Here is a 26,529-nt window from a genome sequence, read left to right on the forward strand (position 1 = left end):
TCAGGCCTTTCGGAGCCTTTCGAAATCACTTCCGAAAGCGTCGATAAGTCTCTGACATAAAAGTGAATTCTGACGAGACCCTTCGAAGCCTTTCGGAGGGTCTCGCTTTTGTGATGACGGCATTCCTGACGGTCTCGCGGCCGTTGCCTCCGCCGCCTCTGCTCCATACCGTCACGTCAGTGGCGAGGCTGGTGACGGTATTTTTCTCAATCAAATTGTTGATTTTAAAGAGAAAAACTCCGTCAAATTCGCCCATTTCCGCCTGACGGTATTTGTGGAGCGAATTGGCATGCTGACGGACGCTGCAATCAAGAATTTCCGATTAAAAACAAAGGCCTGTAAATATACCGACAGGGACGGCCTCTACGTCTATGTCTCGCCCGGCGGGGCGGTGACTTTCCGATACGACTACCGGTTCAACGGGCGGCGCGAGACGCTGACGCTCGGACGCTACGGCAAGGCCGGGCTTAGCCTCGCCCAGGCGCGCGAGAAGCTGATTGAGGCGAAGCGTTCCATCGCTGAGGGGGTGTCTCCCGCGCTCGAAAAGCAGCGCGCCAAGAGACGGCTAAGGGAAGCCCGGGATTTCGCTCATGTGGCGCAGAAGTGGATGGACGACGCGCCCATGGCGGACAGCACGCGCAACATGCGGCGGTCCATCTTCAACCGGGAGGTTTTGCCGCAATGGCGCAACCGGCTTCTGACTGAGATCACGCCGGACGATCTACGGGCCCATTGCAAATCCATCGTGGACCGGGGCGCGCCGGCCACGGCTATCCATGTCCGGGACATCGTCAAGCAGATCTACGCCTGGGCCATCCTCCATGGCGAGAAGATCGATAACCCGGCCGACGGCGTGGCGCCGGCGGCCATCGCACGCTTTCGGCCCCGCGACCGGTCGCTGTCGCCGTCCGAGATCCGGATTATGCTCGGGCTGCTGGGGGAGGTCGCCACACTGCCGACCATCCGCCTAGGCCTGAAGTTCATCCTGCTGAGCATGGTCCGCAAGAGCGAGTTGCAGGACGGGACCTGGGACGAAATCGACTTCGATAATGCGGTCTGGTCCATCCCAAAGGAGCGGATGAAACGGTCGCGGCCGCACAACGTCTACCTGTCGACCCAGATGCTGGACATACTGATCGCGCTGAAGACCTGTTCCGGAAACTCCCGCTACATCCTGCCGTCGCGCTATGACGCAGATGCTCCCATGTCCCGGGCGACCTTCAACCGGGTGACCATGGCCATTGCTGAACGCGCTCGCGCGCAGGAACTGCCGCTGGAACCCTTTACCGTCCACGACCTTCGTCGGACGGCCTCGACCCTGCTGCACGAGATGAGTTTCAACTCGGACTGGATCGAGAAGGGTCTCGCCCACGAGGAACGGTCATCGCGGGGGGTCTACAACAAGGCCGAGTTCGAGATGCAGCGCCGGCATATGGCCCAGGAGTGGTCGAATGCGGTGGATGCCTGGGAGCAGGGGCGGTCCTATACGCCTGACCTGGCTATCCCCGAGACGGCTGCTCCCCGCTTCGATCCGCGTCTCTGACGGGGCGGGAAATGCGCTTGCGAACGTCTGGAGCCGGGGCGCGGTGGATTGGCTTGGTGCGGCGAAGCAGGAGCCAGGCCTCGACCTCGGCAAGATCCCAGACGACGCAGCGAGGGGTAAGGAGGAAGCGGCGAGGAAATTGGCCCCGCTTTTCCATTTCCCAGATGGTGCTATCGGCGAGGGGCACCATCTGGTGGAGTTGAGGCTTCTTGATCGTGCGCTTGAGCGGCGACGGGTCGGTGCTGGCCATGTCTCATTTCCTCGATTTGCGTCTGAAGAATCGAACCCGATAGGCGGCGAAGGCGAAACCCGTAGGCCTGCGGCCGCGATCTCACCGGTGGCGCCCTTTGCTTGAGTGTGGCGGGCCTTGTCTGAGGGCTCGGGTGCGCTACGACAGGCCCATGCAACGCTTCTTCGCCGCTCTCGCCGCCACTGCTCTTCTGTCCGGCTGCGCCGGGGGCTTGCCCCTCCCGTCGGACGGCGCTCCGCTCAAGGTCGCCAGCTGGAACCTCGAACATTTGGCTGAGCTGAACGGGCAGGGGTGCAGGCCCCGCGAGGAGGCCGATTACGCTGTCCTGCGCCGCCATGCGGACGCCCTGGGGGCCGATGTGATCGCACTCCAGGAGGTCGAGAACCGGGCGGCGGCGGAACGCGTTTTTGAACCGGCGAAGTACGATGTCGTCATGTCGACCCGCCCGGCGAGCCAGCGCGGCCCGGAATGCCGGGGGCTCCCCGGACGCCGTATCCAGAACCAGGCTGTCGGATTTGCGATCCGCAAGGGCGTCGCCTGGTCGCGCAACGCCGACCTCGAGGCTCTGGCGCTCGGCAATCCCAACCTGCGTTGGGGCGTCGACATCACTGTCGTCCAGGGGCGGCCCCTGCGGCTGCTGGCCGTCCACTTGAAGTCCGGATGCAATTCGGGGCGCGCCGCGACAGATCCCGATTGCCCCGTTCTGTTCGAACAACTCCCGGTGCTCGAGACCTGGGTCGATGATCGCGCTCGGGCCGGCGAGGCCTTCGTTGTCCTGGGCGACTGGAACCGACGCATGGCGAGCCGGGGCGACGCCTTCTTCGACGGGCTGAATGACGGCGAGCCGGCGGCTGCAGCGTTGACCCTTGCCGGCGGCGACCGTTCGGCAGGCTGCAAGGCGCTCTACCGGGAGTTCATCGACTTCATCGTCGTCGGCGTGGACGCCGCCGCGCGGGTCGAGCCAGGCTCGTTCCAGGAATACGTCTATGACGCGCCTGAGGCTGAGCATCCTTCGGATCACTGCCCGATATCGGTGCGCCTTCAGGGGTGAGGGCGTTCAGCGCGGGGCCAGGTCGTCGGCGGGCGCGAGCGCTTCACGCCGCGGTTTCGGCGAGACGCTCTCCGAGCGTCGGCGCTGAAACCGTTGCAAACCGCGCCTTGATGAAGGCTTCTTGGCTCCTGTCCGACGCCCAGACGTAGGTCCGTGCCAAGGAGACAGACGTCAGGTTCCGGGCCCGTACGATGTCCCTTGGAGGATGGGTGCGGAGGTTTTCGATGCGCACGGCGTCATGGGCGGCAATGAACAGCTTTTTGGGGCTGATCGGGACGGTGATGATGGCCCTCGTATCGCCCAAGCCCAGACTCTGCTCGATCCCGCGGTCAGAGAAAACAAGCTCCAAGTTTGAGGGCGACAGGTCCAGAACCGACCAGCGCATATTGTTGATCAGGGCGCCCGTCTTCGGATTGTCTATCAGCACCGTGGCCAGTTTCATGCCGACGCGCTCGACCATATCGGGGTCGTCGCCGGTGATGAACTCTTCAAAGGTCGCCGGTTCGCCCAGGCGCTTGATGGACTCATAGGTTTCCCGGACCTTGGGAATCTCCGTGCCCCAGTCGTTTCTGGCCCGGGCCTTCACACCGGCGATGTCGGCGGGGGTGCGCAGCTGCAAAGAGAGCATGTAGCGGGTCCAGGCGCTGCGCTGAGCCGAAGTGGACGGCAGATCACCCGCCTTCATCCGCGCCAGTTCCACCGCAGCCAGAGAATCGACCTCCTGCATGAACAGGGTCTCGGCCTGCTGCGTCAGATGCGCCGGCAGACCGGGCATGGCGTAGAGATCGGTCTTGAAGCCGGTCGCCGTCGGCGGCAGTCGACGGACCTTGATCTGCGGCCCCCACGGTCGATGAAACTGCTCCAGCTCACCATCCGCACCGGTCCATTCATCCAGATGGAAGACCGGGGTGAAGTGGTGCTTGCGGGGAGGGTTCGAGGTCATGATGCGCCGGCGATTTCAAACCGACACGTAGGAGCTGGGCCAACAGGCGTATAGCCCCTACAGCAACAGATCCAGCGGCAGGTCGGCTATGTCCTTCAGTCGGCCGTTCTTCACCATCAACTCGAGATCCCGCTTCTGTTTGGCGCGGGCCTTATGACCGGGTTGACCCTCGCCGCTCTTTTCGTGCTCCGCCATGGCGGCGCGCAGCTCCGTAAGCGCAACATGGTAGGTGCAGTCTAGGTCGCCGGTGCCGATGGCGACCGAGCCGATCCGCGAGGGGAGGGGCTCTGAGGTGACGACGACGATATGCGGCGCGCGGCCGGTGCGCATCCGCAGGAGATTCAGGGCTTCCAAACGTGAGTTTTGGGATCGGTCGGAACGGATCGTCTGCTTGCAGGAAATGCTGGCGTGCAGGATCAGGCCTTTGGCGGCTCGTATCGTCGATAAATCGCCGTAGGCGTCATCAACCACGAGCCCTTTGGCGTTCAGTTCCTCACGGGACAGCGCCCGACGTTCGACGAGGATGTCGGGGGTGACCACGTAATCCCCTCCGAAGGCGTGACGAAGCGCGTCGAGCTCAGGCAGGGTGAGGTTTTCCGGAGCGATCGGCCGGTACTGATGATAGTCGGTGATATCCTTCCTGCGTCGGGTGCTGAAACTGCGCCCGCCGAAGATGTCCAGCAGCTCCAGCGTCCGTAGGACGAAGTCCTCGACGACGACCTCGAACTTGCTCCCGCCGGTTTGGGGCGCAATCTTCTCCAGCCAAACCTCGGCTTTCAAAGCGTTGAGATACCCGTTGCCGAGCGCAATCGAGGTCGTGTTGCTTCCGTCCGCGACATTGGCGTTTCCGTTGTCGCGGAAGTGCAGAACATTCGATTTCAGCAGCTCCGCATGGAAGCGCCGCCGCTCTTCCGTCAGCTGGGCGATGAGAGGCGGTTCGCTCAAAGGGCCGCCTCATCGCCCTGCGCCGCGCCGTCGGCGTCGAGGTCGACCACGGTCTCGTAGGGGCCCGGGATGTGGACCGTAAAGCCGACCGCGTTTCGGATGTTGTTCTTGGGGAAGAGCAAGGTGAAACCAACGGTCACCGCCTCCCGATTCGCCGATCCCTTTGTTTCTGTGATCGGATAGAGCAGCATCACGCCGGTCCTGGGACCAACCAGCGGGGTAAGCGTCGCGGACGGTTCAGACAGCGGTTTAATACCGGCCAAATGCTCGGCGAACGCCCGATGGCGCTTGTCGTTATAGGTGTTGAAGCGTGTGCCGCCTGCCGGTTTGCGGGATCGATACACGACATTCAGCTCGGCTCCCCCCAGTGAAAGGTTGCCTTGAGCGTTGGCGATCTCGGGGCTGGCCACGAGCCATCGGTCGATCCCAGGCAAGCCCGCCGATCCCTCCAAAAACTCCATCTGCAGCTGCATCGGGTTGCCGGGGCGAGGGGCGTTCGGCTTGTCGTCGTGCCAGCGATACTCTCTCAGGAAGGCGGTCATGCGCTCGGGCGAGGTCTCGAACACAGTCGCGTTCAAAGACAGCCCGCCGTCCATGTTGCGACCTGTAGCCTGTAGAGCCAGGGGCTTGGAGCCTTCAATGAGCGTTTCGAGCGCGGTGAGATTGACCTTCTTAAGTTTTGCGTCCGTGGGCGCGAAGGTCGATTCCGACAGGTCGCCGCCGTAGTTGCGGAAGGTGATGCGGGCGTTGCGCATCTTATTGGCCGCAGTCGGCCGCAGCATGTGCGCCGGCACGAGCGGCGGGACCGCTGCAGGGATGATGTCCGGATCCTCTGCATAACGCACCAGTTCGCGCCGGAACATCTCTTCGTCCCGGCAGATCGCGCCGAAGGCTTCGTAGAGATTGATCCGTTTCGTGGACTTCGGCCCGCCGTCGATCTCGTCGGTTCCGATGTAGAGGCGGACCAGATCCTGATAGCCTCGGCGGAACCCGAACCAGCGCCCCATCTGCATCAGGGTGTCGCCGGAACCGGCGCGACGTCGATAGTAGCTGATCGACAGGCCTTCCAACGTATAGCCGCGCGACAGCTTCGCACCGCCGACGAGGATCTTCCAAACCCGCGTCCGGTCGAAGTCGGGGGTGTCCTTCTTGTGCTCGTTATTGACGATCTTCACCGCCTGCAGCGGTTCTCCGATCTTCTGCAGACAATCGCCGATGAAGGGCAGCAGGTCCTCGAAGTTTTCCGGGAACGGCAGATCGTCGCCGCGTTGATCGTAGACGCGCCTGAAGTCGCTCTCAAAGAGCTTTTCGAGCCGTTCCAGTCCCTTGCCGCCCTCATATCCGGCCTTGGCGTAGATCGACTGAATGAGCTTCGAGAGCGCCTTATGATCGGCCTGTAGCGTGGAGACGTGCGCCAGCATCGTGTGGTGCTTGAACTTCAACGTCGGATCGAGATCCGCGCGGTACAGCTTCAAGGCTCCGGACAGAACGAAGCTGTCGATCGCATTCGGGAGATTCTTCTTATCGTCGTCCTCGCCCGTGACCGAGCGCACGAAGTCGCGCTCATTGGGCCCGATGGAGTCGTCGGCCGGAATATCGAGGTCGTAAAAGTCCGCCACGCCCATGTATCCGGTCGGCCGCGGCAGGGAGATCAGGAAATCCTTGGGGAAGATGTCGTCGGCGGCGGGATCGACGAGGGCGTTCGCGGACGGCGTGGCGGTGAAGCCGACGTACTGTGACCGCGGCAACTGGTTCAGCAGTCCGACGATGGCTTTGTTGGTGGTCGTGCGGTCGATGATCTCCCCCGACGCCGACGGCGCCGCAGTGTTGATGGACGCCTGATCGCTTTCGTCGTCGATGATCAACACGGGGACCTGATCGAGGGGCGCGCCGATCTTGCCGCGTCCCAGCGCTCGCAGGTCCGTCGCCAGCTTCTGAAGAACCTTCGGATTCTTTTTGACGACGGCTATGCGCGCGACGGACGGGTGCAGGTTTTCCGGGGCCCAGAACGGCTTGGTCGTGTCCTTGCGGTCGAACTTCCATCCTTCCTTGCCGTAGGCGAGGCTCTTGTAGTCCTCATCGGGCCCGGTCAGCCGACGGATGTCGAAGGCGCCGCGATCGCTGGGCAACCCGTCATGAGAGACAAATTCGTAGTAGTCCGGATCGGTTCGGTACTCGTCCTCCAGGAGCTCTCGCCCGATCAACTCCTTGTCCAGTCGACGCTGGGTCTGCGACCGCAGAACATCCAGAGTGCCCGCCATTACGATGATCAGGCGGTAACCGGCGTCGACGGACTTGGCGATCAGGCCGGTGAAGTTGGCGGTTTTGCCGCTCTGAACGTAGCCCACCACGAGGCCTTTGGATTGGTAGGCAGCCTCCGCCCTGGGATCGGCCAGCTTTTCCACGATCCGGTTGGTGTTCTGGTCCAGCTGAAGGACGGCGTCTTCGCTCCATCCGTTGGCGGCCAGTTGGCGTGCGTAGGCTTCCCAATAGAAGGATCGGGCCGCGCGAACCTCCGGCGTGTACCAAGGCGCATTCTTGAGCGCGATGACCGTCGCTTCCTCAAGAGGATGGAACGGCAGCTTGTCGACGCACAGGGCGATCCAGGCGTCATCCAGACCGAGTGTCTCGTAGATGACCGTGCGGCGGGCCTCAGAGTTTCGGGCCGCCCCCTTGGTCCAGTCTCCGTCCGCGTTGTCCCACAAGGCCAGGCGCCGACGAAGCGCGCTGAGCGCATCGTCGGTAGGGGCGCAGGACAGCAGATGGTTCAGTAGCGCGGCGGGCTCGAAACCCTCGATCTCCTGCTGCTCGGCTGCGAACTCGAGCTGACGCATCAACTTCAGCGGGCGGCCCGGCATGCCGGCCAGAGCGGCGTGAAGAATTTCGAACATCATGCTGCTGAAGCCTCGGCGGGAATGACGGCCAGGAACTCGGGAGATCCGTCGGCGTGACCCAGGCCGGTCACGTCGATGTCGTAGCTGACGGCGGCGATGCGCTCGCTCGCAAAACCGGGGGGAAGGGCGGCGAGCGCGCAAGGCGTGAGCCGCGGGACGCCGTCCACCACCGGGATCAGAACGACCGGACTGCGTAGCCGTCGACGTCTCGCATAGTGGGCGCGGTGACGCTCGGCGTAGGCCGACATCTCCAGCTTGGCTTCGAACGCCTGCAGGTCGCCGGAAGGGACGAGACCTCTGAGATCATCGACGAGTGCAGGCAGGGTGCGACCGCCCGTTCCGGCGTCGGCGATCTGCGTCGAGACCAGGAAAAGACTGCAGCCGACGCTGGGAGACAACTGACCCGCGCCGTTGATGGTGTGGACGCGTTTTGCGCTCGAGGTGGTCTTCACCTCGAACTCCACGGATCCCAGCCGAAAATCATGAGCCTGGCGATCGGGGCCGACCCAGGCCGAGACCGCTTGGGTGACGTCCGCTTGCAGAAGGCGTTCCAGGAGAAGCAGCTCGCCGAATAGGCCCGCCTGGCGTTCCTCCGAAAGGATCGCGGTCTGAGCGACGAGCGTGTCCCAGAGTTCGACCGCCCGGGCGAGTGCGGCGTGGGGCGCGATATCGGCCAGAACCGAGCCTGAAACCTGGCCGATCAGGCGGTAGAAGCTTTCGTAGAGTCGGGGCGATCCCGTCGAGATCTCGAGCCATCGACGCCCGTCCGCCGTGACGTCGGCGACCCCTATTTGTTCAAGTGCAGACGGCGGCGCCGCCGGCGCGTTCGCCTCAAGCTCGAACCGCGCGCCGAGGCGCGCCGCGGCCTCGTCGGTGAAGACGAGGATGCCGGGGGAGGCCCGAACGAGCAGTCGATGGGGCAGGCCGGGGTCGAGATAGTCGCGGCGGAGGTCTTCCCACGCCGGCAGAGCGGTGGCGCTCATCGGTTCATTTCCCCAGAGCGTCCAACAGCAGTGCGTTGCAGACCTCGAGCTCGGACGTGCGCTTGCCCGAGAATCGCAGTCGCTCGAAATCGTCCTTGAACAGCAGGAACAGCAGCATCTTCACGAAGGGCGCATCCGCGCCCGAGGCCGGCGCATCGCCCAGGATGTCGCGTCGATAGGTCTTGTTCAGAAGGAGTCGGGTCTCTGACAGATCCAGACGGAAGACCTCTTCGTCCTCCAGCGTCTCCCACGCGAAGTCCAGATCCTCCTGAGGTCCGTCTCCGACCAACAGCTTGGCGGCCGCCTTGCGGGTCGGCATAGGCATGCCCTGGCCCGGGACCAGAGGAATGGTCTTGGCCGCCCGTGTGGCCCGTTTCGACGCGGCGCAGGCTTCGCGCGCGGCGTCCAGATAGTCTTCGAACGTGACCGTTTCTCCGGCCGCACGCGCCAAGGCCTGAGACTGGGCAGCCGTGACCTGCAGGCCCGACTTTTGGACGTTCACCCCGTTTCCGCCCTGCGGCAGTTCGACCGCCACTCGCCCCAGGACGAGGTCGGGATCCTGATCATTGCGCACGACGTCGTTCCAACCGCCCGCCTGAACGATTCGGTTGTTCCGGTAGAAGTAGAAGCCTTGGAAGGACACGCCGTTTCGGCCGCCTAGGAGGAACCCGTCCGTGCCGGATCCGGCCGGCCAGATGTGTGCGAGCATGTCCAGTTCGCCCAGACCCGGAAGCTCGGCCTTGAGAGCCTTCGGCCAACCCTCGGCGCCCGACATCGGATAGTCGAACGGGTCGCGCGCCTTGACCGATCGGGGGACGGCCAGGCTGCGCCTTTCATGGCGGACCGTGATCTGGATCACTAGGGCGCCCTCGGACAGGAACCGATGAAAAACCAGGCCAAGATGAGCGTCCAGGCGCGAAACGGCCGTCGCCAGGAAGGTGTCCAGGTCGTCGTCGCCGCCGCCGACGCCCAGGCGTGTCAGCTTGTCCCAGACCACCAGAGCGCCGGTCGAAGGCCGTTTGGTCGGCAGGCAGAGCCTGCGGAACTCAGCGTCGGACCCTTCGGCTTCGAGAATTTCGCAGGCCCAGTCGTTGTCGATCTGCTCGGCCGACCAACGTGCGGCCGAGGTCACGCCGCCCTGGCGCGTGATGACCGTCATCGTCTCGCACTGGCTGAAGGACGCCGACTTCATCCCCATACCGAAGACGCCCAGCGCACCGGGATCGTGATCCGTGCGACCCGCGAACTCCATGCCCACCATGAGCTGGTCGGGGCTCATGCCGCGCCCGTCGTCCGCGATCGTCAGGGACGTCACCTCGTGGTCGTTGCGGAAGAGCGTGATCTCCACGCGGCCGGCTCCGGCGTCGATGGAGTTATCGATCAAGTCCGCAACTGCGTCCTGCAGCTCATAGCCGATGCGTGACCAGGCCTTGACCGTCGCTCCGCCGTGCGGCGGCAGGTGCCGGCTCTCGACCGCTTTCAATCCCTCAAGCATTCCGCCCCTCATCCCTACGACCTAGGGCTACAGTCATGCTTAAGCGGCTGCAACCGACAAGCGAGATGGTCGGGGCCGACTACGTCCGCTATTGACGGTCATGGCCCGTCGTTCCCAAACCTCCGATCCCGAGCTTCTGCGCAAGCGTCTGATTGAGCTTCTGCACGACCTCCCGCAGCGCCTGGCCCACGGCACAGTCGGCGAGCAGGTCGGCGAGCTCGTGCAGGTTCATCATCATCTGAGGGACCTCGGCGCCTCGATCGGCGCGACCCTCGCCCCTGACGATTCCGATTCCGGACGCGCGCGTCTGATCGCCTACCTTCGCGCTCAAGTCGGCAGGATCGTGCATACAGACGAGCTCATGATCGTCGCCGGCATCGGCGACTACCCGCGACGCATCCGCGAGCTGCGCGCTCACCACGGCTGGCCCATCATCTCGGGGTTGGCCGTGCGCGACCTTCGCGTTCTGCCGGTATCCAAAGAGGCCCTTAAGGCCGTGCCGGCCGGGATCGCGCCCGACGAGTATCTCTTGTTGGAGGATCATCAGGATCGGGAGGCGCCGCTGCGATGGACCGCGTGCGGCGCGATGCGCGACCCTGCGGCCGCTCCGCGCAGTCTGGTGCGGGACTATTTCGAGCGTTTTCCCGGTCAGAGGATCACGGCCGAGGAGCTGCGCTATCTGGTCGGCAACAAGACCGATTGGGTGGCCGGCGTCGCAGACCTTCTCGCATCCGGGCGGATGATCGAGGGTGCGGATCTCGCCGCCTCGAATTCGCCGCCTGGAATTTTCATCCTACGGGATTGACGGCAGGGCGTATGTTCGCGTTTTGTTCTCCTGCGGATTTCAATCCGTGCTTCGAATCGCTTCTTTGGGCAGACTGATCGACTATGGCTTATCGTCTCATCGATCTCTTTTCCGGCGCCGGCGGCATGTCGCTGGGATTCCGTGAAGAGGGCGTCGAGCCCGTCCTCGCGCTCGACAACGACGCGGCCGCGATCAAGACGCATAAGCTCAACTTTGACGGCGAGGCTCACTGCGCCGACATCGAAGCCTGGCTGAAAACCGCCGAAGTGCCGCAGGCTGACGTCGTCATCGGCGGTCCCCCTTGCCAAGGCTTCAGCCTGCTCAACAAGAAGCGCGACGGCGACAGCCGACGGGCCCTTTGGGAGCCCTACCTCGAGATAGCGAACCGCTCGAAGGCTCGGGTCTTCGTCATGGAGAATGTAGCCGAGCTCTACAAATCTCCTGAACTCGTCCAGATTCGCGCCAAGGCCGAAGATTACGGCTTCAAGACTAAGGCGGTCATCGTCAACGCGGCCGATTACGGCGCGCCGCAGACCCGTAAGCGGACCATTGTGATCGGGTGGCGCGATGTCCCGGAGCCGGACTTCCCGCCGCGTCCGACCCATGCCGATCCGAGCAAGAACCTCAACCTGCCGGCTTGGCGCACGGTGAAGCAGGCGATCGGGGATCTCCCCAAACCCGTCGGCACCGAAATCGGCGTCGGCTCGCCGATCGATCTGCACTTCGGACGCAACCCTACGGCCAAGAGCCTCGCGCGTTACAAGGCGGTCCCGCCAGGCGGCAACCGCTTCAACCTGTTCCAAAACGCGCCTGAGCTCACCCCGGACTGCTGGGTGCGCAAGACCTCGGGCGGCACGGATCTGTTCGGCCGACTGTGGTGGGACCGCCCTTCGGTTACCATCCGCACCGAGTTCTTCAAGCCGGAGAAGGGGCGCTACCTTCATCCCGTCGAAGATCGGCCGATCACGCACCGCGAAGCCGCGCGCCTGATGGGCTTCCCCGATGACTTCCGTTTCCACGGCACCAAGACGGAGGTGGCGCGCCAGATCGGCAACGCCGTTCCGCCTCCGCTGGCCGGCGCTTTGGCCCGCATGGTCGTGCGGATGCTGAACCCGCTCAAGATGAGCGCCTGATTCCGGAGAAGCCGGGCCGGGGCGATGGACAAGCTCGATCCTGAACGCCGCAGCGCCAACATGGCGCGGGTGCGCGGCAAGGACACCGGCCCTGAAATGCGGGTGCGCCGGATCGCCCACCGCATCGGCCTGCGCTTTCGTCTTCATCGCAAGGACCTGCCGGGCAAGCCGGACCTGGTGTTCCCGAAGCATCGCCTGGTGGTATTTGTGCACGGCTGCTTCTGGCACCGGCATCCCGGTTGCAACCGCGCCTCTACGCCGGCGACACGGCCGGAGTTCTGGCAGGCGAAATTCGAAGCGACCGTCGCTAGAGATAACCGTCAACAACAGGTGCTCGAAGCTGCTGGGTGGAAGGTGCTGGTGCTCTGGGAGTGCGGGCTCAAGGATGAGGCGGTAGTCGAGCGCCGCCTGAGAGAGGCCATCGCCGCCTAGCTACGACGAAGTAAGCTCTAAGGGCTCCGCCCTCGCGCGGGCCAGGGTGAAGCGGCTTCGCCGCCGGATCGACCGGTCTCCCCGGCCTTCCGCGCCGGCATTCCTGAATTTTGGACATGGGCGCCAGGCTTGTGCAGGCCGGGTGATCCCCCTCCGGTCGATCCGCCCTGGCCCTTGCTACCCCGGTCTCGCCGACGGGCAGGGTTCCAGGCGCGCCTTTCGCGTGCCTGGAACCCTTGCCCAAAGGAGGCAGACATGACTGCTCATGACGTCCAGACCGCCCCGACCGCGCACCAGACAGAGGTGGCTCCCGAGCCCGCGCATGGCGCGGAGATTGTGGTCCCGCTGAACCGGCTCAAGGCGTCCCCTAGGAACGCCCGCAAGGTGAAGCACTCGACGGCGGCTATTGAGGCGCTTGCGGCCTCGATCAGGGCCAAGGGCGTGCTTCAGGCGCCCGTGGTGGAGATCGAGCGGGACGGGGAGGGGACGGCGACGGGAAACTATCTTGTCACCATCGGGGAGGGACGGCGGCAGGCTTTGCGGATGTTGGTGAAGCGCAAGGCGATCAAGCGGACCCATCCGGTCAAGGTGGTGGTGGACACCCTGAACGACGCCCATGAGATCAGCCTTGACGAGAATATCACACGCGAGGCCATGCACCCCGCCGACCAGTTCGAGGCTTTCCGCAAGCTGGCGGAGGAAAAGGGTTACGGCCCGGAGGAGATAGGGGCGCGTTTCGGGGTGACGGCCCATGTGGTGCGCCAGCGTCTGCGGCTGGGCGCGGCGGCGTCGGAGTTGATGGCGGCCTATCGCGACGGGACCCTCAATCTGGACCTCCTGACCGCCTTCTGCGTCAGCGAGGATCAGGACCGGCAACGTCAGGTGCTGGAACAGATGGGGCCCTACACCTCCGTCTTCGCCATTCGTCGCGCCATGACCGAGGCCAAGGTCCGCGCCGACGACCGGCGCGTCAGTTTCGTGGGGCTTGAGGCCTATGAGGCCGAGGGCGGGGCGGTGCTGCGCGACCTCTTCACCGAGGACGGCGGCGGCTGGCTGGAAGACCCGGCCCTGCTGGCTCGGCTGGTCGGCCAGAAACTGACGGGGCTGGCCGAGGAAGCGCGCCAGCGCGAGGGTTGGAAATGGGCCGAGGCCTGCGCTGAGTTCTCGGAGGCGGCGGACTTCGGGCGGGTCTATCCGGTGGTGGTGGTCCGGTCTGAAGCGGACATGGTGGAGATGGCGGCTCTGTCGGAAGAGTATGACCGGCTCATTTCCGAGGCGGATGCGGTCGAGGTCCTGCCGCCCGAGACGGACGCCCGACTTGAGTCCATCGACAAGGCCTTGCAGGCCTATGGACCGGACTATGACTACACGCCCGAGGCCAAGGCGCGGTCCGGGGTCATTGTCATGCTCGGCCATGACGGGCTGGCCCGTTTCGAGCGCGGTCTGGTCCGGGCCGAGGATGCGGCGCAGGCGCCGCCCCCGCCGTGGGATACGGACGAAGGCGCGGACGGCGAGGCCCCGGAATACGCGGAGGCCGATGACGCCCGCGCGGACGGAGAAGCGTCGGAGCCTGATGAAGGACTGGCGCCCCTCTCTGAACGTCTGCTCATCGACCTCACGGCCCACAAGACCATGGGGCTGCGGGACGCCGTGCAGGCCGATGTCGCCGCCGCCCTGGCGACGGTGGTTCACGCCATGGCCTTGCAGGTCTTCTATCCGGGCTACGGCGACTTCACCCCGCTGCAGTTGCGTCTGTCGGCGGGCGGGTTGGAGCGTCTCGCGCCGGGGGTGGGAGATAGCCCCGCCGGTCGGCGCGTGACCGACCGCCTTGAGGCTTGGGGCGCGCGGCTTCCGGAGCGGGCCGAGGACCTGTGGTCGGTGGTGGCGGGGCTGCGCCGGTCCGACCTTCTGGACCTGCTGGCCTGCTGCGCCGGGGTCGGCCTCCATGCCGTGCGCGATCCGCACGACCGTCGGCCCGGCGCATGGGCGCAGGCCGAGACGCTGGCCACGGCGGTCGGGCTGGACATGGCCGGGAGCTGGTCGGCCACCGCCGCCAGCTACTTCTCCCGTGTCCCTAAGGCGCGGGTGCTGGAGGCCGTGACCGAGGCTGTCGGCGCGGAGGAGGCCGGTCGGATTGTCGGCTTCAAGAAGGGCGATATGGCGGACGCCGCCGAGCGGCTGTTGGAGGGGAGGGGCTGGTTGCCGACCGTGCTGCGGGTCGTGGTTCCTGAGCCGGAGAGTGAAGCCGAGGTCGTGGCGGGAGAGGCGTCTCCTGACGCGGCCACTTCGGGTGACGCTGAAGATGCGGCGCCGACCGACAACGGCTACGCCTTCGCGGCGGAATAGGTCGAAGCCGAAAGAGGCCGCGCGTCCGGAGGGGCGTGCGGCCAGCCTTCGTCTGAGCGGCGGGCGGACCGGGCGCTCGCGTCCCTGTGGGCCGCTCGCGGAGCCATCCACGCAATGCCTCAAGCTCTACGTTATACAGGTCGTCAGATGCGCATCCTGATTCCTCTTATGGTCCTGCTTGCGGCCTGCGCCCCGGCGCCGCCGACCGTCATGGGGCGAGCCTCGGTGATCGATGGCGACACCCTGGAAATACATGACCAGCGCATTCGACTGTGGGGCGTGGACGCCCCGGAGGCGCGGCAGCTCTGCGACGACGCAGTCGGCGCGGCCTACGCCTGCGGACGGCTGTCGGCCAACCGGCTCGATCAGCGCCTTGAGAACAAGACCGTCTCCTGCTGGCTCCAGGACACAGATCGATATGGCCGAATGGTCGCCCGGTGCGAGATGGACGGCGAAGACGTCGGCGCCTGGCTGGTGAGGCAGGGTCTCGCCGTGCGCAACGCCCGTTACGCCGGAGCCGCCTATCTGATCGAGGAGGTCGCCGCCCGGCGAGACAAGGCCGGTATCTGGGCCGGGTCCTTCACTGATCCCGAAGACTGGCGCCGCCAGCGCAGGGGAGGGAAGTGATGGCCCGCCCTGTAAGCTTATCTGTGCTTGCGGTCCTGCGCCCCATCGGGGAGACTCGTTTCCGATGAACAAGAGCCTCGACCATTTGCCGAGCCTGAAGCGCGCCGAACTCCTGCGGGTGGTTGACGTGCTCAAGGCGTCGTTCGCCGAGGCCATGTCCACCAAGCGCGCCGACCGCCTGAAGAACGGCCGCATCCTCAAGATCATCCTCTACGGATCATATGCCCGCGGCGACTGGGTGCACGATCCGGTAGGGCGCTACTTCTCGGACTTCGACATCCTGATCGTGGTCGATCATGAGGACCTGACTGACAGCGAAGTCTGGGACGCGGCCTTGTGGCGAACGACGCCGGGGGTCTCGCGCCTGCGGACGCCGGTGAGCTTCATTGTTCATAGCCTGGACGACGTGAACCGCCAGCTGGAGCGTGGGCGGTCCTTCTTCGCGGACATCCTGCGCGAGGGGATTGTGCTGGAGGATACGCCGGGCGCGAAGTTCGTAATGCCTGAGGAGCTGTCGCCGAAGGTGGCGCTGGCTGAGGTGGAGGAGCACTTCGAAGAGTGGTTTGATAGCTCGGAAGGCTTCCGTGACACGGCCGCATACAATGTTGAGAAGGGCAGGCTAAAGCTCGCAGCCTTCCACCTGCACCAAGCGACCGAGCACCTGTACCACTGCGTGCTATTGGTGCTGACACTCTACAGTCCGAAGTCCCACAACCTCGTCTTCCTCCGTCGTCGTTGTGAGCCGCTGGACGGTCGGTTGCAGGATGCGTTTCCGCACGACACCAAGTTCGAGCGACGCTGCTTCGAGCTCTTGCGCGCGGCCTATGTGAAGGCGCGCTATTCGAAGCATTACAAGATCACCGACGAAGAGTTGTTCTGGCTTACGGAGCGCGTCAACGTTCTGTCAGGGCAGGTAAAGACGATCTGCGAAGAACGTGTCGTTGCCCTGCGAGCTCGCGTCGAAGCTGCATAGCCACTCAAAAATGAGCGCCGGCTGAAAGCTGGGCACCTCGTGCCGTCGGACGTCTGAAGCCGGCTACGGCCGTATCTGGCCAACTGCGGATGGTCATTAGATGATACGGCTCACTAGTTTGGGTTTCGTGATGTCTGGCTCCCGACAAATGGGAATCTGGCCGCCTAACTAGCTTTGGTCACGCTTGACCGGTTAGGTTCGAAAATGTCCAACTGCCCGATGATGCCGAGAAAGACTTCTGTGGCGCAGCGTGAGGCCATTACCTGAGCGTTGGCACCTTTGTCGGCCCGACCAAAATCCGCTACGCCTTTAACGGCGAGCACTGAAGGCTTCTTTCCGAGGCAACGGTCGACGGCCGCATGTAGGCCAGCGATCTCCATGTCCAAGCCCAAGGCATTTGGATGCCGGCCAAGGATTTCGGTGATCATGTCATCGTCTGCCACAACGCTGGAACCACTGACGATGGGGGAGAATTTAACCTCGGGAATCGCGCGGATATCAGTCTCGTCAAATTGCTCTGCAACCGCCTTATATTGCTTGGTGTTTGCTACCCGACGTAGGCGGGGCGTCAGGTGGGCCGATGCCTGCTCCACAGTCTGTTCAACCTGGTTACGGATCGCATCATCAACTAAACGGGTCTTAGCGCGATTGCGGAACTGACCGTCCCCTGATTGTTTGTCCGACTCGTACTTACCTTCCTCCCAACAAGCGACCTCTCGGGCCACCAAGACGTCGAGCAGTTTTCTGGGTGAGGCACTGACCGAGGTATTGAATCCGCAGCACATCCCGACCATGGCAATCATACGGGGTCTGAACAAATTCATCGCCTCGCTCGCAGCCGCAGCGGCTGGAGCCATCCCCATTTCGCCAATGCAGACAAGAGCAGTTTTCAGGGGGCGCTGTCCTGGCCCGGCGACCTCTCCGATGGAGACCATGCCAGCCCATGGGAGGAACTCTTCCGCTACCTTGCGCTTGAAGAGCGATTGCGCAACGGGCACGTATTCATTCTCGTGGCGTGCGGTCATCACTACAAGATCAAAGTCGTAACTCTCTAGGCGGAAGCGAGCTGCGGCTCGCTTTGAGGCGACCAGATATCGGATGCGGCTACACAGGGCTGTCCGCCATGTGCTGTCAACAGCGTCGTAATGGAGAAGAGCCAGAAGGTGTTCATCGTAGAATGGGCGTTCGCACTCGATTTTGAGCGGGTAGGCGGTCAGGCCGATGATGTGGGTGGGAGGTATTAGGCGATCACCCCTCACGACCTGTTTGATTAGAGCTTTAGAGACGTCATCTGTGGGGGAACGGACCGCGTCGGGCAGAAAGAGATCGAGTACGACGAGATCGTAAAATCCATCGCGTAGACGTTCAAGCGCCTCTTCATAATCGACGGCCTCGTCGAGCTCCAAGGTATACTGGTCCTGAAACTCTGCCTGTAGTGCGCACCGTACATCACGCCGCTTGTCTTCGGCATCGTCGACAATCAAAATTCTCATTTTCTCGGAAGATCTCGTTTTAAGGCGTTTTCGGCGGCCGAAACTAGTTGCTGTTTCCAGTCTTCCCCAGATAGATCTACGTGCACGGTTGTGACGTAGTTTTCGGGGAACAAGTCACGCAGCAACTCGTCCAACTTCTCGATCGAGTCGATGCCCGGAAGCTCAACCGTATGAAAGTTGGTGTGCTGGGTCGCGACTATAACCGGCGTCCGGATACGCATGCGCGACATATATTGTAGCACTTCCACGCCTGCGAGGGACTCCTTTGCGATAGCGCCGCCCCCCTCGTTTGAAATCTGGAAAGTCATGTCCAGGATAACTAGGTCAAAGCGCTTGTTGGCTACTGATCTATAGGCAGCGGCGATTGACGGCGTGGGGAGCACGCCGTCACGAAATGCTGGCGGCAGAGCGTTGATTATTTCCTGCTGCTTAGTCAGATTGTCCTCGACAATCAGAACCTGATATCGCTCGTTCATTTCAGTATGGGAGCTGTAAACAGTCCACCCGGAGGGAGGGCGGAATCAAGTTCGATTACGAACCGCGCCGTCCGAGGTGAAATCGGCGGAATGTTAATGACTGGCTGCTGCATCTGCGCCTGTTTGTAGGCGAGCCGCATCTTCTGGAAACCGGAATGCCGGTCCTTTTGCGCCTCACGGGCGACACGCTTCTGGGCCTTGGCTACAGTCGTTGCATGGTTTTCGATAACCGTTGTGACCTGCTTTATGTTGATAGCGTTGACGCAGCGTATCAACATTCGCTCGTTCGTGACGACCAGCCGAAGCTGGGCTTGAGTTCTTAGATCATCGCCGCTGCCTTTAAAGGCATTGGACAGCAAGTTGCGCACCACCTCTTCGAAGAAGCCGAGCAGTTCGCCGCGGATTTCGAGCCCAGTATGCTCCACACCGTTAACGGTGACGGTCGACTCGACCTTGAGCTTTTCGCGTGCGTCCAGTGTAGCGGAGATAAGATGAAGCTGGACGATGTCTGACAAGGTGAATGGGCGAGAGGCACCCGTGAGACTAACAAGGGCCATCCATTCTCGGACCGACCCGTGCGCCTGATGCAAGCACGTCTCCAGACTGTCGACGTAGGACCTGACCTCATGTCGGGTGCCCTGCGCGATCTTCCGTCGCATCGCCTTGATCTCTGCGTTGATCACCTTTCGGACGTCATCGCTGAGGCCCTTGACGGCGTTGCGCAGGTGGCGGCGAAGTTCGACTTTGGCGGTGGCGACGAGGGTGCGTGGCAAGACCTTGCTAGTGGGCGACCCTCCCGCCGCAAGATAGGCCAACAGACGAAGCCGGATCCGTTCCTGCAGCTCGCCTGCAAAGGCACTTTCTTTTTCGACTGTAAGTCTCACATCCATGAATGTCTTGACTAGATCACTCACCTGTTCGCGTAGGGCAAGAATCCGCAGTCCGTGTTCGCCAAACCGGGCTTGCACCGGACCCTCGTCCCAAGTCAGCATGGCCGCCTTCGGCCAAACGGCCTGCATGGCATCGTCGAAGGCCTTGAGATAGCGCGGTAGGATAACTCCGTGCCGCAGGTTACTGCTCAGTGCCTGATTGATGCCATTCTCAGAGCCTTCAAGCAGATGAGCCGTGATCTGCTGGGCGCTGTAGGCGGCTAGGCGCGGCGCTAGACCTGTGGGGGCCGCCTCCGCGCCTATCTGCATAGCTGAGATGGGCAAATCCTGCGCGAAGAGGTCAGCGATTTCACGCTTGAGCTCAATCCAAGCGACGCGCACTCGACCAGACCGAAACTGACCCTGAAGAAAATCAAATCGGAGATTGTCGAGCTCTCGCTCAAACCGACGGCGCACTTCGGGCAGCGGGATGAGTGACTTCAGGTTCGCAAAACGGAGTGCGCTGATCGTCATCAAGCTGATCCGGTGATGTTCGTTGACCTTCATCGTCCGGTGTGCGCGAGGCGACGGCAGAGAACTAACGAGCCGCTCCATGATGGGGCGATCCAAGATTGCCCGGGTCAGGGCGGCGGCGGGCCGTTCCGGAAGCGCCGAGACCTGCATCAGTAGTTGATTGACGCTGTCCCCACGGCTGCGGATATCGATCAAAGACATCAGGTCGGCGATCAACGCGCCCTTGCCAAATCGAAGGGCAACCCGCGGAAAGCTGGAACTCACCTGATCTTCCGACATCAGATACGTCATAAAGGCAGTCCGGGCGTCCTGACCTAGATGCTCACCCACTGCTCGGCTGATCTGGTCCCAGGGTAAGAATCCGATGAGCGCGGCGTCCAAAGCATAGAGGTCGATGACAGCCTTGATCAGTGAGGACGGCTCACGTTGCTTGAGCGCCCTGCGGATGGCCATGTAGAGCTGCGAGACCGCCTCGAAATAGAGCGCTGGGCGCCCTCTCGAAGTGTCGGTCGGTGGGTCGGGTGCGAGCAGCATCTCAACAGCGGTCGCATGCCGAGCCGAGATCGATCGGCGCACCTCGGGCATTCGTCGACGAAGGAATGCCTGTTCTTCGGAGTAGGGTCCCACCAAGCGCAGAAGAAGAAGTTTAATGACCAGATCGTCTAGGCCCCATTTAGCGGCTAGAGTGAGCATCTGTTCGAGCTGCGCTTCTTGGAGCGGCATCGTCGGTTCGGATAGGGCCTGCAGCAGGGAGAAGACGTCCGGCCCGAACAGCGGCACGTGAGCTTGTTTGGCTTCTTGCACAGCGCGCTGAAAGCCCGCCATCCCTGCATTGGAGCGCGATGGAAGTTCGCCGCGGATAGCTTCCCACGGCGAATCGTATAGGCCAAAGCTATAAGTCTCCTGGGCCGCGAGCGATGAGATCGGGCCTAAATGCCTGAGCGTTTCGGGCAGTCGTTCGGCAGCGGCTAGCGACTCGACAACGATAGACAGGTCCGCTGGACCCAGCACCGAGAGCGCATCCGGCTCGAGGGTGGCGGAACTCATCAAGGCACCGATAGTAAACAAGGTGACGAACTGCTCGTCTTGGGGCGGGACAATGGAGCGGACCAGTGGGCGCTGAGCGTCAAGTGACGGGGCGGTGAGTACAGCCGCGACATAGGCCCAACGATCATCACCTTGGTAGGGCGCTGGTGCCAGGCTTGGGACTTCGCGCCGCCCCATCAAGGTTCCAAACACCGAGGGATGGCGCTGCTCTATGATTCTGTGGGGGCCGCCCGCGAAAATCGCCGACGCCAATTTCCGACGCAGCTCCAAGCCTTCAGCCAAGCGTCGCGCGAGATTCTCCTCCAGAAGCATCTCACGATCGGAAATGCCAGCCTCTAGCGGGCTTGTGTGGGGAGCAAAGGGCATTGAAGTTTTCGTCCGCGGGCGGCGACAGCTTAAGTGTCATTTTCGCGTCACCAGCGACGCTCCGATCAACGCGAATCAACCTTTCTTTTTCGTCTTGTGGTGGAACCATACCGTCTCCAAGGGTTCCCGCAACGGTGATCTTCAATGTGGAAAGTCAGCGTTTTTGGGAAGTGTCGCGTCGCCGCGCGAATGGGTTCCACGTTCATCAATCGCCTTCTAGTTCTGCTTCTCGACGGTGGGCCAACGACCTCTTCTGGTGAGTTTCAGTTTTCGAATTGAAAGCCCCCCTATCCCTATGGAGTGAGTTGTGACGCCAGCTCGCGTGTGTGACCCACGCCCGACCAAGCCCCATACGATCCCACAACGTATAGCCTCTGCTTTGCGCGTGAGACCGCGACGTTGAGGATGTTTGGGGTTCCCGCAGCCCAGGAACGGGCTCCATTCTGAGAGGCTTTTGGCGCACCCAGGACCAGGATGACGGCCTCGGCCTCTCGGCCCTGAACCGTGTGAATCGTGCCGACCCTGTCCTTCAGCCAGGTGCCTGGGTCCACGCCGAACCGCGCGAATACCGCCCGCTCGGCTTTCAGCCGGGTGCGCAGTTCCTGGGCGACGATGCGGAAGGGGGTGATGATGAAGACGTCAGGATTTTGAACGCCCGCCTCGGCGATTTCACGAAGCAGGGCCACGACGCGCTCGCCTTCGTCCGGGCTCCATTTCGAGTCTGCGTCACCGTCGACGTTGTGCCACTTGGAAGCCCCGAGAATGTCGCCGATAGTGCTTGCCTTGGGACCGGGCGCGTGGACCATCTGCCCGTCGTAGGCGATGCGGTTGGATATGCCGAACATCGGTTCCTGGCAGCGTCTGTGGACGAGGAGCGGGATGCCGACCTGACGGGGCCCTTGGTCTGACTTGAAAGCCGCTTGGAACGGCGAAACCCGATCAGCCAAGGTCTGGCTGGAGGCTTCGGGCGCCGCCCAGGCCTTCCTGTCGATTTTGAAAAAGTTGGTGATTTCGACGTTCAGCCGTTCGGGCAGGGCGACCACCGGCGGAATTTGAAGCGGATCTCCGACGATGACGGAGCGCCGGGCGCGCATGACGGCGCCGACCGCGGCTTGCGGAAGGGCCTGACCGGCCTCGTCAATTAGCAGCCAGCCGATGCTCTCTGGCGGCAAATCGCCCAGCATCTTTTCCACCGAAGCGAAGGTCGTCGACAGCACCGGCGTGACCATGAAGAGGGTCGACCAGAGATCGCCGAGTAGCGCGCGCTTTGCTGGGTCTTGTGGGGAGCCACCCTTAAAGACGTCCATGAGGATCGACAGGTTATGCAGCACCTTCTGCGCTGAAACGTCGATGAAGGCCTTGTGAACGGCCATGGCTGCGATGAAGAGGTCTTCGCGCTTGGTTTGAAGGCTGTCAGGTAGCCACGGCGACGCCAGGTTTGAAGCCTCGTGCCCGGCCGCGAAAAACGCCTCATCGACGATGCGCTTGCCGAGCGCCGGACGATAGACGTCGAGTTGTGCGCCGAGCTGGAAGACCCTGTTCTGCGGTTCGATGAGCGCTCGATCCGCACGAGCGATCTCCAGATTCAGTGCTTCAACTCGCTGAACGCAGTCGGCGAGGGTGGTTTCCGCCTGCAAACATTTGATGTCCGCAATCCTGGTCGCTTCAGCCAGCGGTAGGTTTTCCCGTGTCCATGCCTGCCTCGCCTCCCGACGGAATAGCCAGGCGATAAGGCCAGGGCGGCGCTTGCGGTGGCGTTTGACGGCGTCCTGAGCCTGTTTGGCTTCAAGGCGGACCACCTCAAGGTCTGCATTGTGGAGGGCGCTGTCGGCCTGCGCTTGTTGCAGACGGGCGATGAGGACGGCGCGTGCCGCCAGCGCTTCCGAGACCGCCGCCTTGGCGCGGCTCAGCTGAAGCGCCAACTGCCGCACGGCCTCAAGGGCGGAGAGCTCATCTTGGATTTCGAGGTGGAGGGTCGTCAGCCTTTGCCGCGCGCGATACCAGTTTGCCGCAGCAGCCTGGGGGGAGGCAGGAGGCGTTTCGTTAATGACCACCGAAGGGGTTTTACGGTCGATCACCTTGTCGGTGACGGGGTCCTTGATCTCGCGAACGACCGCATCGCCTTTGGCCGCTTTGAGATAGATGCGGAAGCCTTGGTCGTCATCCCACCAGAAGGATTTTGAGAAGGCGGCGCGGTTCTTAGCATTGCCGAGGACCGCCGCGATAATGCCCCAGGTTTCCAGGGCATCCGTCGTTGCGGGCGTATTGGGCTCGCCAGCTTCCTCCGACTCGTCAGCGTCCGACGGCCGGTAAACGAAATCGCTGATGGATTTGAAATAGGCGAGCTCCGTCGGGCGCCCGATGGCCTTGATGGCTGGCAGTTCGCGGCTGACGTTTTCGACGGCCTTGTTGTTGCTTGAGGCGACGATGACCTCGTGTCCCCTTAGGGTCGGATCGAGTTTGTAGAGATGGAGGGCGTGAGGACCACCGAACGACCATCTTTCTCCGGAAGGGCGGAACGCCTCTTTGGGGTCGTCAAATTCCGCCATTGCGAGCGCACGATCCAGGACGGCGGCCGCGACAACGTCTCTCAGAAGCGTGGTCTTGCCTGTCCCGGGGGGACCGTTGACAGCGATCACGCCAGAGCTGTTTGCAAGCTCCGATCGCGCGAGGTTCACAGCCGCTTGCTGTAGAAGGACAAGTGGGTGTCCTCCGGGACTGGGCCAGCGTGCCGCGGGGGTCCTTGCCGGCGCCACCGCATGCTCGACCGCGACCTGGTCGTTCAAGAGGTCAAAGGATCGTTCCGGACGTTCGACGCCCAGATATTGGCGCAGACCGCGGGGCGCAGTCTGTTTGCGGCAGTGCACTGCCGCAAGGGCCAGGTCGCCCATGTAGAAGGAGTTCAGCAATGAGGCTTCGGGCGGGTTCTTGGCCTTGTAGTAATGGAAGACCCGCAGTGCGAACGTCGGCGCTTCCGCCAGGTGGTTCGGAAGGTCGAACGTCTCCAACAGACAGGCGTAAGCACGGCTGAGCGTAGCGCGATCAAGGGGGAGCCTTGCGTCAACGTCGTCAGTCCGACGAAGGATGTCGTCGAGCGCTTGAATCACCTTGGGTTCGATGCTGGGCCAGCCGCCCAAGGCCTCCAGCTTCTGCTTGAGGGCTAGGGGGAGCGCCCAGGCGAAGCTCGAGACTGCGATGCCGTTGTCCTCAACCAGCAGGCCGTTGCGATCCACGAGAATGGCGGCGATCGCCGCCTTGTCCTTCGTTCGGCTCGGGAGCTCATCATCGGCGCCGAAAGCTTTGACGAGATCCGCCGTCGCTGGCCCCATGGGGATCGCCCCCAGGATGATCTGATAATAGAGTTGGTAGTTCTTGCGGGAGGTTTCGCCGCGCTCCCAGGGGAGGTCGCCCTTACCTAGCTCCGCAACGCTTCCGTGCTGGCCGATCGTGAGATCGTTAGGTCGTTTGTAGGTCTGAGGTGAAAGCGCCTCGAGCGCCGTCCAAGCGGCGAGAATACCGGCGGACGTGTTTGGTTCTGTCGGTCGTTCCGCGACGAAGACTTCGTCGGTATCCGCTGTCGCTAAGCTCGCCGTGGGCGTGGCGCGCGCCTGTTCGGGGGCGGTAGCGGTAGAGGGGCGCTGGGCCGGCTTGCGTGCAATGGGCTGGATCTTTGCTGCAGTCGACTTCGGCGTCGCCGTCTTCGACGTCGAGGAAGGCTCCTTGCGTACGTGTCCCTGGGTGCGGCTGCGTAGTTCTGCGGCCCGCTTCGTCTCGCGGAAGCTTAGTTCATGTTCGAGGCGCTCCATCACGCTCGAGTCCTGCGTCGCTTGAGCGAACAGGTCCTCGAGCTGAACGATGCTGTGCTGGATGTAGGGACGCTTAGAAGGCAAGGAAAACACCTGTCGTGATCGGCATACTGGCGTGATTAGAACAAATCGCTGGCACGCTTGGGACGTGCCGCTTCGCGACGCCCGAGGCTAGGGCGGCGTGGTGAAACTGCACATTTCGCGTGATGAAAGTGGCGCCGGCAGCGATGAATGCGGCCAGGTCGAACATACGCCAGAGCGGCGTTTTCCGCCGTGGATCTCGGGGTCCAATGACCTTCATCGTCAATCCACCGCCAGCAGCAGCTCGATACGGCCTTGATAGAGTGCTGACAGGGCGGCTGGATCTGCGAGATCGTTTCGCGCCGAGAGGAAGGCGCGCTGGGAGGCGCGCAGGGCTTGGCGGTCCCGGCTCAGGGCCGAGGCGCGTGTGTAGGCCATCGCCAACATCCGATCCTGGATCGCCAGCGCCGGCAGGGTGCAGACGCTTTGCTCGCCTGCCGTGCGCGCTGCTCCACACTCGAAGGAGGGACCGGCGGCGTTCAGAGGCGCAATATAGGCGGGTGAGGCGTAGCCGTTCTTGCCGAGGAACCACTGAAGGGCCTCGGGATAGGTCGCAAAGGTCAGCTCGGCTTCGGGCGGGCAGGCGTCTTTCGTTCGGATCCGGCAGGCCTTGGGGAGATCCCAGTCTGACGCCTGATCATAGGCCCCGAGCATGACAGCCCAGGCCGCGTCGAGCTGGCCGAGCCTTGCCGCTGTCGCGACGAAGGCTGCGCAGGCGCCGTTCGACCCTGCCAGGCAATCAGGCCGTACCTCATCCAGATAGGCGGCGTAGGTCGGGCGGAACGCGCGTTCGGACGAGAGGGTTGTGATCTTGCCCTGATGGACCTGCTTGATGACGGGCGGCGCTGCGCTCTCGGCGTAGGAGGCGAAGGCGTAGAGGAAGGCTTGGTCGACGAAGACCATCTCCTTGCGGCCGTCGTTGTCGAGGTCCTTGGGCGTCGCCGGAACGTCTCCGTCCCATGACCCCAGCTCCGAGCGGTTCCAGCGGCCGTCCCGGCGCTCAAACACCGTCACCTGTGTGCAGCAATGGGCGCCGCCGCTGTAGTCGGCGACGATCAACTGACGTGTGGGATCTGCGGCGTCCATCTGGACCACCATGAAGGTCAGGTTGGCCCAGCTGGAGGCTGAGGTCTGGTGGTCGAGAGCCGCGCCGTCCGGCGCGACGATCTTGAGCTGCGCCGCAGGGAGACCTTCTCTGTCGACCATCGGCGATACGCTCAGGCTGTAGCCGCCCACGCGGAAGGTCTGAGCGAGGTCGTCGCCCTTCCACTCTATCCACTGCCCTTCGATATTCGTGTCGGGCAGAGGTGAGGCTGTCGGGGCTGCGGCGGTGGACGGCGACGACAGGCCGCGTGAGCGGGTGTTCTCGCCGCCGATGGCCACGGCGACCACGACGCCGAGCACGGCCAGACCAAGAAGCCACGGCCATGACGGGCG

Annotated in this window: 19 protein-coding genes; 8 read left to right on the plus strand and 11 right to left on the minus strand. The window is 63.1% G+C overall.

Going from position 1 to position 26,529, the window contains the following annotated elements:
• The first annotated feature begins 289 nt into the window (after positions 1-289).
• Complete coding sequence (locus CQ039_RS00630) at positions 290-1,543, plus strand: site-specific integrase (RefSeq protein ID WP_105564420.1); 1,254 nt, start codon at positions 290-292, stop codon at positions 1,541-1,543.
• On the opposite strand, the gene CQ039_RS00635 is transcribed toward CQ039_RS00630, so the two are convergent.
• The gene (locus tag CQ039_RS00635; RefSeq protein ID WP_105564419.1) at positions 1,500-1,793 is read right to left on the minus strand and encodes an AlpA family transcriptional regulator; all 294 of its coding nucleotides are present in this window, start codon (positions 1,791-1,793) and stop codon (positions 1,500-1,502) included. The genes CQ039_RS00630 and CQ039_RS00635 overlap by 44 nt on opposite strands.
• Positions 1,794-1,944: 151 nt before the next feature.
• On the opposite strand from CQ039_RS00635, the gene CQ039_RS00640 reads away from it, so the two are divergent.
• A complete protein-coding gene (locus CQ039_RS00640; protein ID WP_105564418.1) occupies positions 1,945-2,844 on the plus strand; it encodes an endonuclease/exonuclease/phosphatase family protein in 900 nt (299 codons plus the stop codon).
• 43 nt (positions 2,845-2,887) lie between these two features.
• Here CQ039_RS00640 and CQ039_RS00645 read toward each other — a convergent pair whose 3' ends face one another.
• The 5 genes from CQ039_RS00645 to CQ039_RS00665 are packed head-to-tail and all read right to left on the minus strand — an operon-like array spanning position 2,888 to position 10,104.
• The gene (locus CQ039_RS00645) at positions 2,888-3,787 is read right to left on the minus strand and encodes a DUF4238 domain-containing protein (RefSeq protein WP_105564417.1); all 900 of its coding nucleotides are present in this window, start codon (positions 3,785-3,787) and stop codon (positions 2,888-2,890) included.
• A 57-nt stretch (positions 3,788-3,844) separates the two neighbouring features.
• A complete protein-coding gene (locus CQ039_RS00650) occupies positions 3,845-4,732 on the minus strand; it encodes an NgoMIV family type II restriction endonuclease (protein ID WP_105564416.1) in 888 nt (295 codons plus the stop codon).
• Positions 4,729-7,626, minus strand: a complete 2,898-nt coding sequence (locus CQ039_RS00655) for a Z1 domain-containing protein (protein ID WP_105564415.1) — start codon at positions 7,624-7,626, stop codon at positions 4,729-4,731. The genes CQ039_RS00650 and CQ039_RS00655 overlap by 4 nt, the downstream gene beginning before the upstream one ends.
• On the minus strand, positions 7,623-8,609 hold the full coding sequence (locus CQ039_RS00660) for a PD-(D/E)XK motif protein (protein ID WP_105564414.1): 987 nt from the start codon (positions 8,607-8,609) through the stop codon (positions 7,623-7,625). Before CQ039_RS00660 ends, CQ039_RS00655 begins: the two co-directional genes overlap by 4 nt.
• Before the next feature lie 4 nt (positions 8,610-8,613).
• Positions 8,614-10,104 carry an ATP-binding protein gene (locus CQ039_RS00665; protein WP_158256015.1) on the minus strand — a complete coding sequence of 497 codons (1,491 nt, stop codon included), beginning with the start codon at positions 10,102-10,104 and terminating at the stop codon, positions 8,614-8,616.
• 100 nt (positions 10,105-10,204) lie between these two features.
• Here CQ039_RS00665 and CQ039_RS00670 point away from each other — a divergent pair, with 100 nt between their 5' ends.
• The 6 genes from CQ039_RS00670 to CQ039_RS00695 all read left to right on the plus strand — a co-directional run bounded on the left by CQ039_RS00670 (position 10,205) and on the right by CQ039_RS00695 (position 16,420).
• Positions 10,205-10,909, plus strand: coding sequence for a hypothetical protein (locus CQ039_RS00670; protein WP_105564412.1), 705 nt, complete (start codon positions 10,205-10,207; stop codon positions 10,907-10,909).
• Positions 10,910-10,992: 83 nt separating this feature from the next.
• Positions 10,993-12,042 (plus strand): DNA cytosine methyltransferase, encoded by a 1,050-nt coding sequence (locus CQ039_RS00675; protein ID WP_105564411.1) that lies wholly within the window; start codon positions 10,993-10,995, stop codon positions 12,040-12,042.
• A 24-nt stretch (positions 12,043-12,066) separates the two neighbouring features.
• Positions 12,067-12,474 (plus strand): very short patch repair endonuclease, encoded by a 408-nt coding sequence (locus tag CQ039_RS00680; protein ID WP_105564410.1) that lies wholly within the window; start codon positions 12,067-12,069, stop codon positions 12,472-12,474.
• Between the two features lie 255 nt (positions 12,475-12,729).
• Complete coding sequence (locus CQ039_RS00685) at positions 12,730-14,820, plus strand: ParB/RepB/Spo0J family partition protein (RefSeq protein WP_105564409.1); 2,091 nt, start codon at positions 12,730-12,732, stop codon at positions 14,818-14,820.
• A gap of 147 nt (positions 14,821-14,967) precedes the next feature.
• Positions 14,968-15,447: a thermonuclease family protein gene (locus CQ039_RS00690; protein WP_158256014.1), complete on the plus strand. Its 480-nt coding sequence runs from the start codon at positions 14,968-14,970 to the stop codon at positions 15,445-15,447.
• Positions 15,448-15,511: 64 nt separating this feature from the next.
• Positions 15,512-16,420: a HEPN domain-containing protein gene (locus tag CQ039_RS00695; protein WP_105564407.1), complete on the plus strand. Its 909-nt coding sequence runs from the start codon at positions 15,512-15,514 to the stop codon at positions 16,418-16,420.
• A gap of 164 nt (positions 16,421-16,584) precedes the next feature.
• On the opposite strand, the gene CQ039_RS00700 is transcribed toward CQ039_RS00695, so the two are convergent.
• From CQ039_RS00700 to CQ039_RS00720, 5 genes are all read right to left on the minus strand, one after another.
• Complete coding sequence (locus CQ039_RS00700; RefSeq protein WP_105564406.1) at positions 16,585-17,913, minus strand: response regulator; 1,329 nt, start codon at positions 17,911-17,913, stop codon at positions 16,585-16,587.
• Positions 17,910-18,389, minus strand: a complete 480-nt coding sequence (locus CQ039_RS00705) for a response regulator (RefSeq protein ID WP_105564405.1) — start codon at positions 18,387-18,389, stop codon at positions 17,910-17,912. The genes CQ039_RS00700 and CQ039_RS00705 overlap by 4 nt, the downstream gene beginning before the upstream one ends.
• Entirely contained in the window at positions 18,386-21,151 is a 2,766-nt protein-coding gene (locus CQ039_RS00710; protein ID WP_105564404.1) for a hypothetical protein, read from the minus strand. Before CQ039_RS00710 ends, CQ039_RS00705 begins: the two co-directional genes overlap by 4 nt.
• A gap of 347 nt (positions 21,152-21,498) precedes the next feature.
• Positions 21,499-25,095: a DEAD/DEAH box helicase gene (locus tag CQ039_RS00715; protein ID WP_199183518.1), complete on the minus strand. Its 3,597-nt coding sequence runs from the start codon at positions 25,093-25,095 to the stop codon at positions 21,499-21,501.
• 219 nt (positions 25,096-25,314) lie between these two features.
• The gene (locus CQ039_RS00720; protein WP_105564403.1) at positions 25,315-26,496 is read right to left on the minus strand and encodes a lysozyme inhibitor LprI family protein; all 1,182 of its coding nucleotides are present in this window, start codon (positions 26,494-26,496) and stop codon (positions 25,315-25,317) included.
• Positions 26,497-26,529 lie beyond the last annotated feature (33 nt).

The organism is Brevundimonas sp. MYb52, assembly GCF_002979535.1.
Taxonomy (GTDB): Bacteria; Pseudomonadota; Alphaproteobacteria; order Caulobacterales; family Caulobacteraceae; genus Brevundimonas.

What these genes read in the sequence shown, in the direction of transcription:
- CQ039_RS00630 (WP_105564420.1), top strand. Translation starts at nt 290, where the DNA reads ATGCTGACGGACGCTGCAATCAAGAATTTCCGATTAAAAACAAAGGCC.
- CQ039_RS00635 (WP_105564419.1), bottom strand. Translation starts at nt 1,793, where the DNA reads ATGGCCAGCACCGACCCGTCGCCGCTCAAGCGCACGATCAAGAAGCCT.
- CQ039_RS00640 (WP_105564418.1), top strand. Translation starts at nt 1,945, where the DNA reads ATGCAACGCTTCTTCGCCGCTCTCGCCGCCACTGCTCTTCTGTCCGGC.
- CQ039_RS00645 (WP_105564417.1), bottom strand. Translation starts at nt 3,787, where the DNA reads ATGACCTCGAACCCTCCCCGCAAGCACCACTTCACCCCGGTCTTCCAT.
- CQ039_RS00655 (WP_105564415.1), bottom strand. Translation starts at nt 7,626, where the DNA reads ATGATGTTCGAAATTCTTCACGCCGCTCTGGCCGGCATGCCGGGCCGC.
- CQ039_RS00660 (WP_105564414.1), bottom strand. Translation starts at nt 8,609, where the DNA reads ATGAGCGCCACCGCTCTGCCGGCGTGGGAAGACCTCCGCCGCGACTAT.
- CQ039_RS00665 (WP_158256015.1), bottom strand. Translation starts at nt 10,104, where the DNA reads ATGCTTGAGGGATTGAAAGCGGTCGAGAGCCGGCACCTGCCGCCGCAC.
- CQ039_RS00670 (WP_105564412.1), top strand. Translation starts at nt 10,205, where the DNA reads ATGGCCCGTCGTTCCCAAACCTCCGATCCCGAGCTTCTGCGCAAGCGT.
- CQ039_RS00675 (WP_105564411.1), top strand. Translation starts at nt 10,993, where the DNA reads ATGGCTTATCGTCTCATCGATCTCTTTTCCGGCGCCGGCGGCATGTCG.
- CQ039_RS00680 (WP_105564410.1), top strand. Translation starts at nt 12,067, where the DNA reads ATGGACAAGCTCGATCCTGAACGCCGCAGCGCCAACATGGCGCGGGTG.
- CQ039_RS00685 (WP_105564409.1), top strand. Translation starts at nt 12,730, where the DNA reads ATGACTGCTCATGACGTCCAGACCGCCCCGACCGCGCACCAGACAGAG.
- CQ039_RS00690 (WP_158256014.1), top strand. Translation starts at nt 14,968, where the DNA reads ATGCGCATCCTGATTCCTCTTATGGTCCTGCTTGCGGCCTGCGCCCCG.
- CQ039_RS00695 (WP_105564407.1), top strand. Translation starts at nt 15,512, where the DNA reads ATGAACAAGAGCCTCGACCATTTGCCGAGCCTGAAGCGCGCCGAACTC.
- CQ039_RS00700 (WP_105564406.1), bottom strand. Translation starts at nt 17,913, where the DNA reads ATGAGAATTTTGATTGTCGACGATGCCGAAGACAAGCGGCGTGATGTA.
- CQ039_RS00705 (WP_105564405.1), bottom strand. Translation starts at nt 18,389, where the DNA reads ATGAACGAGCGATATCAGGTTCTGATTGTCGAGGACAATCTGACTAAG.
- CQ039_RS00710 (WP_105564404.1), bottom strand. Translation starts at nt 21,151, where the DNA reads ATGCTTCTGGAGGAGAATCTCGCGCGACGCTTGGCTGAAGGCTTGGAG.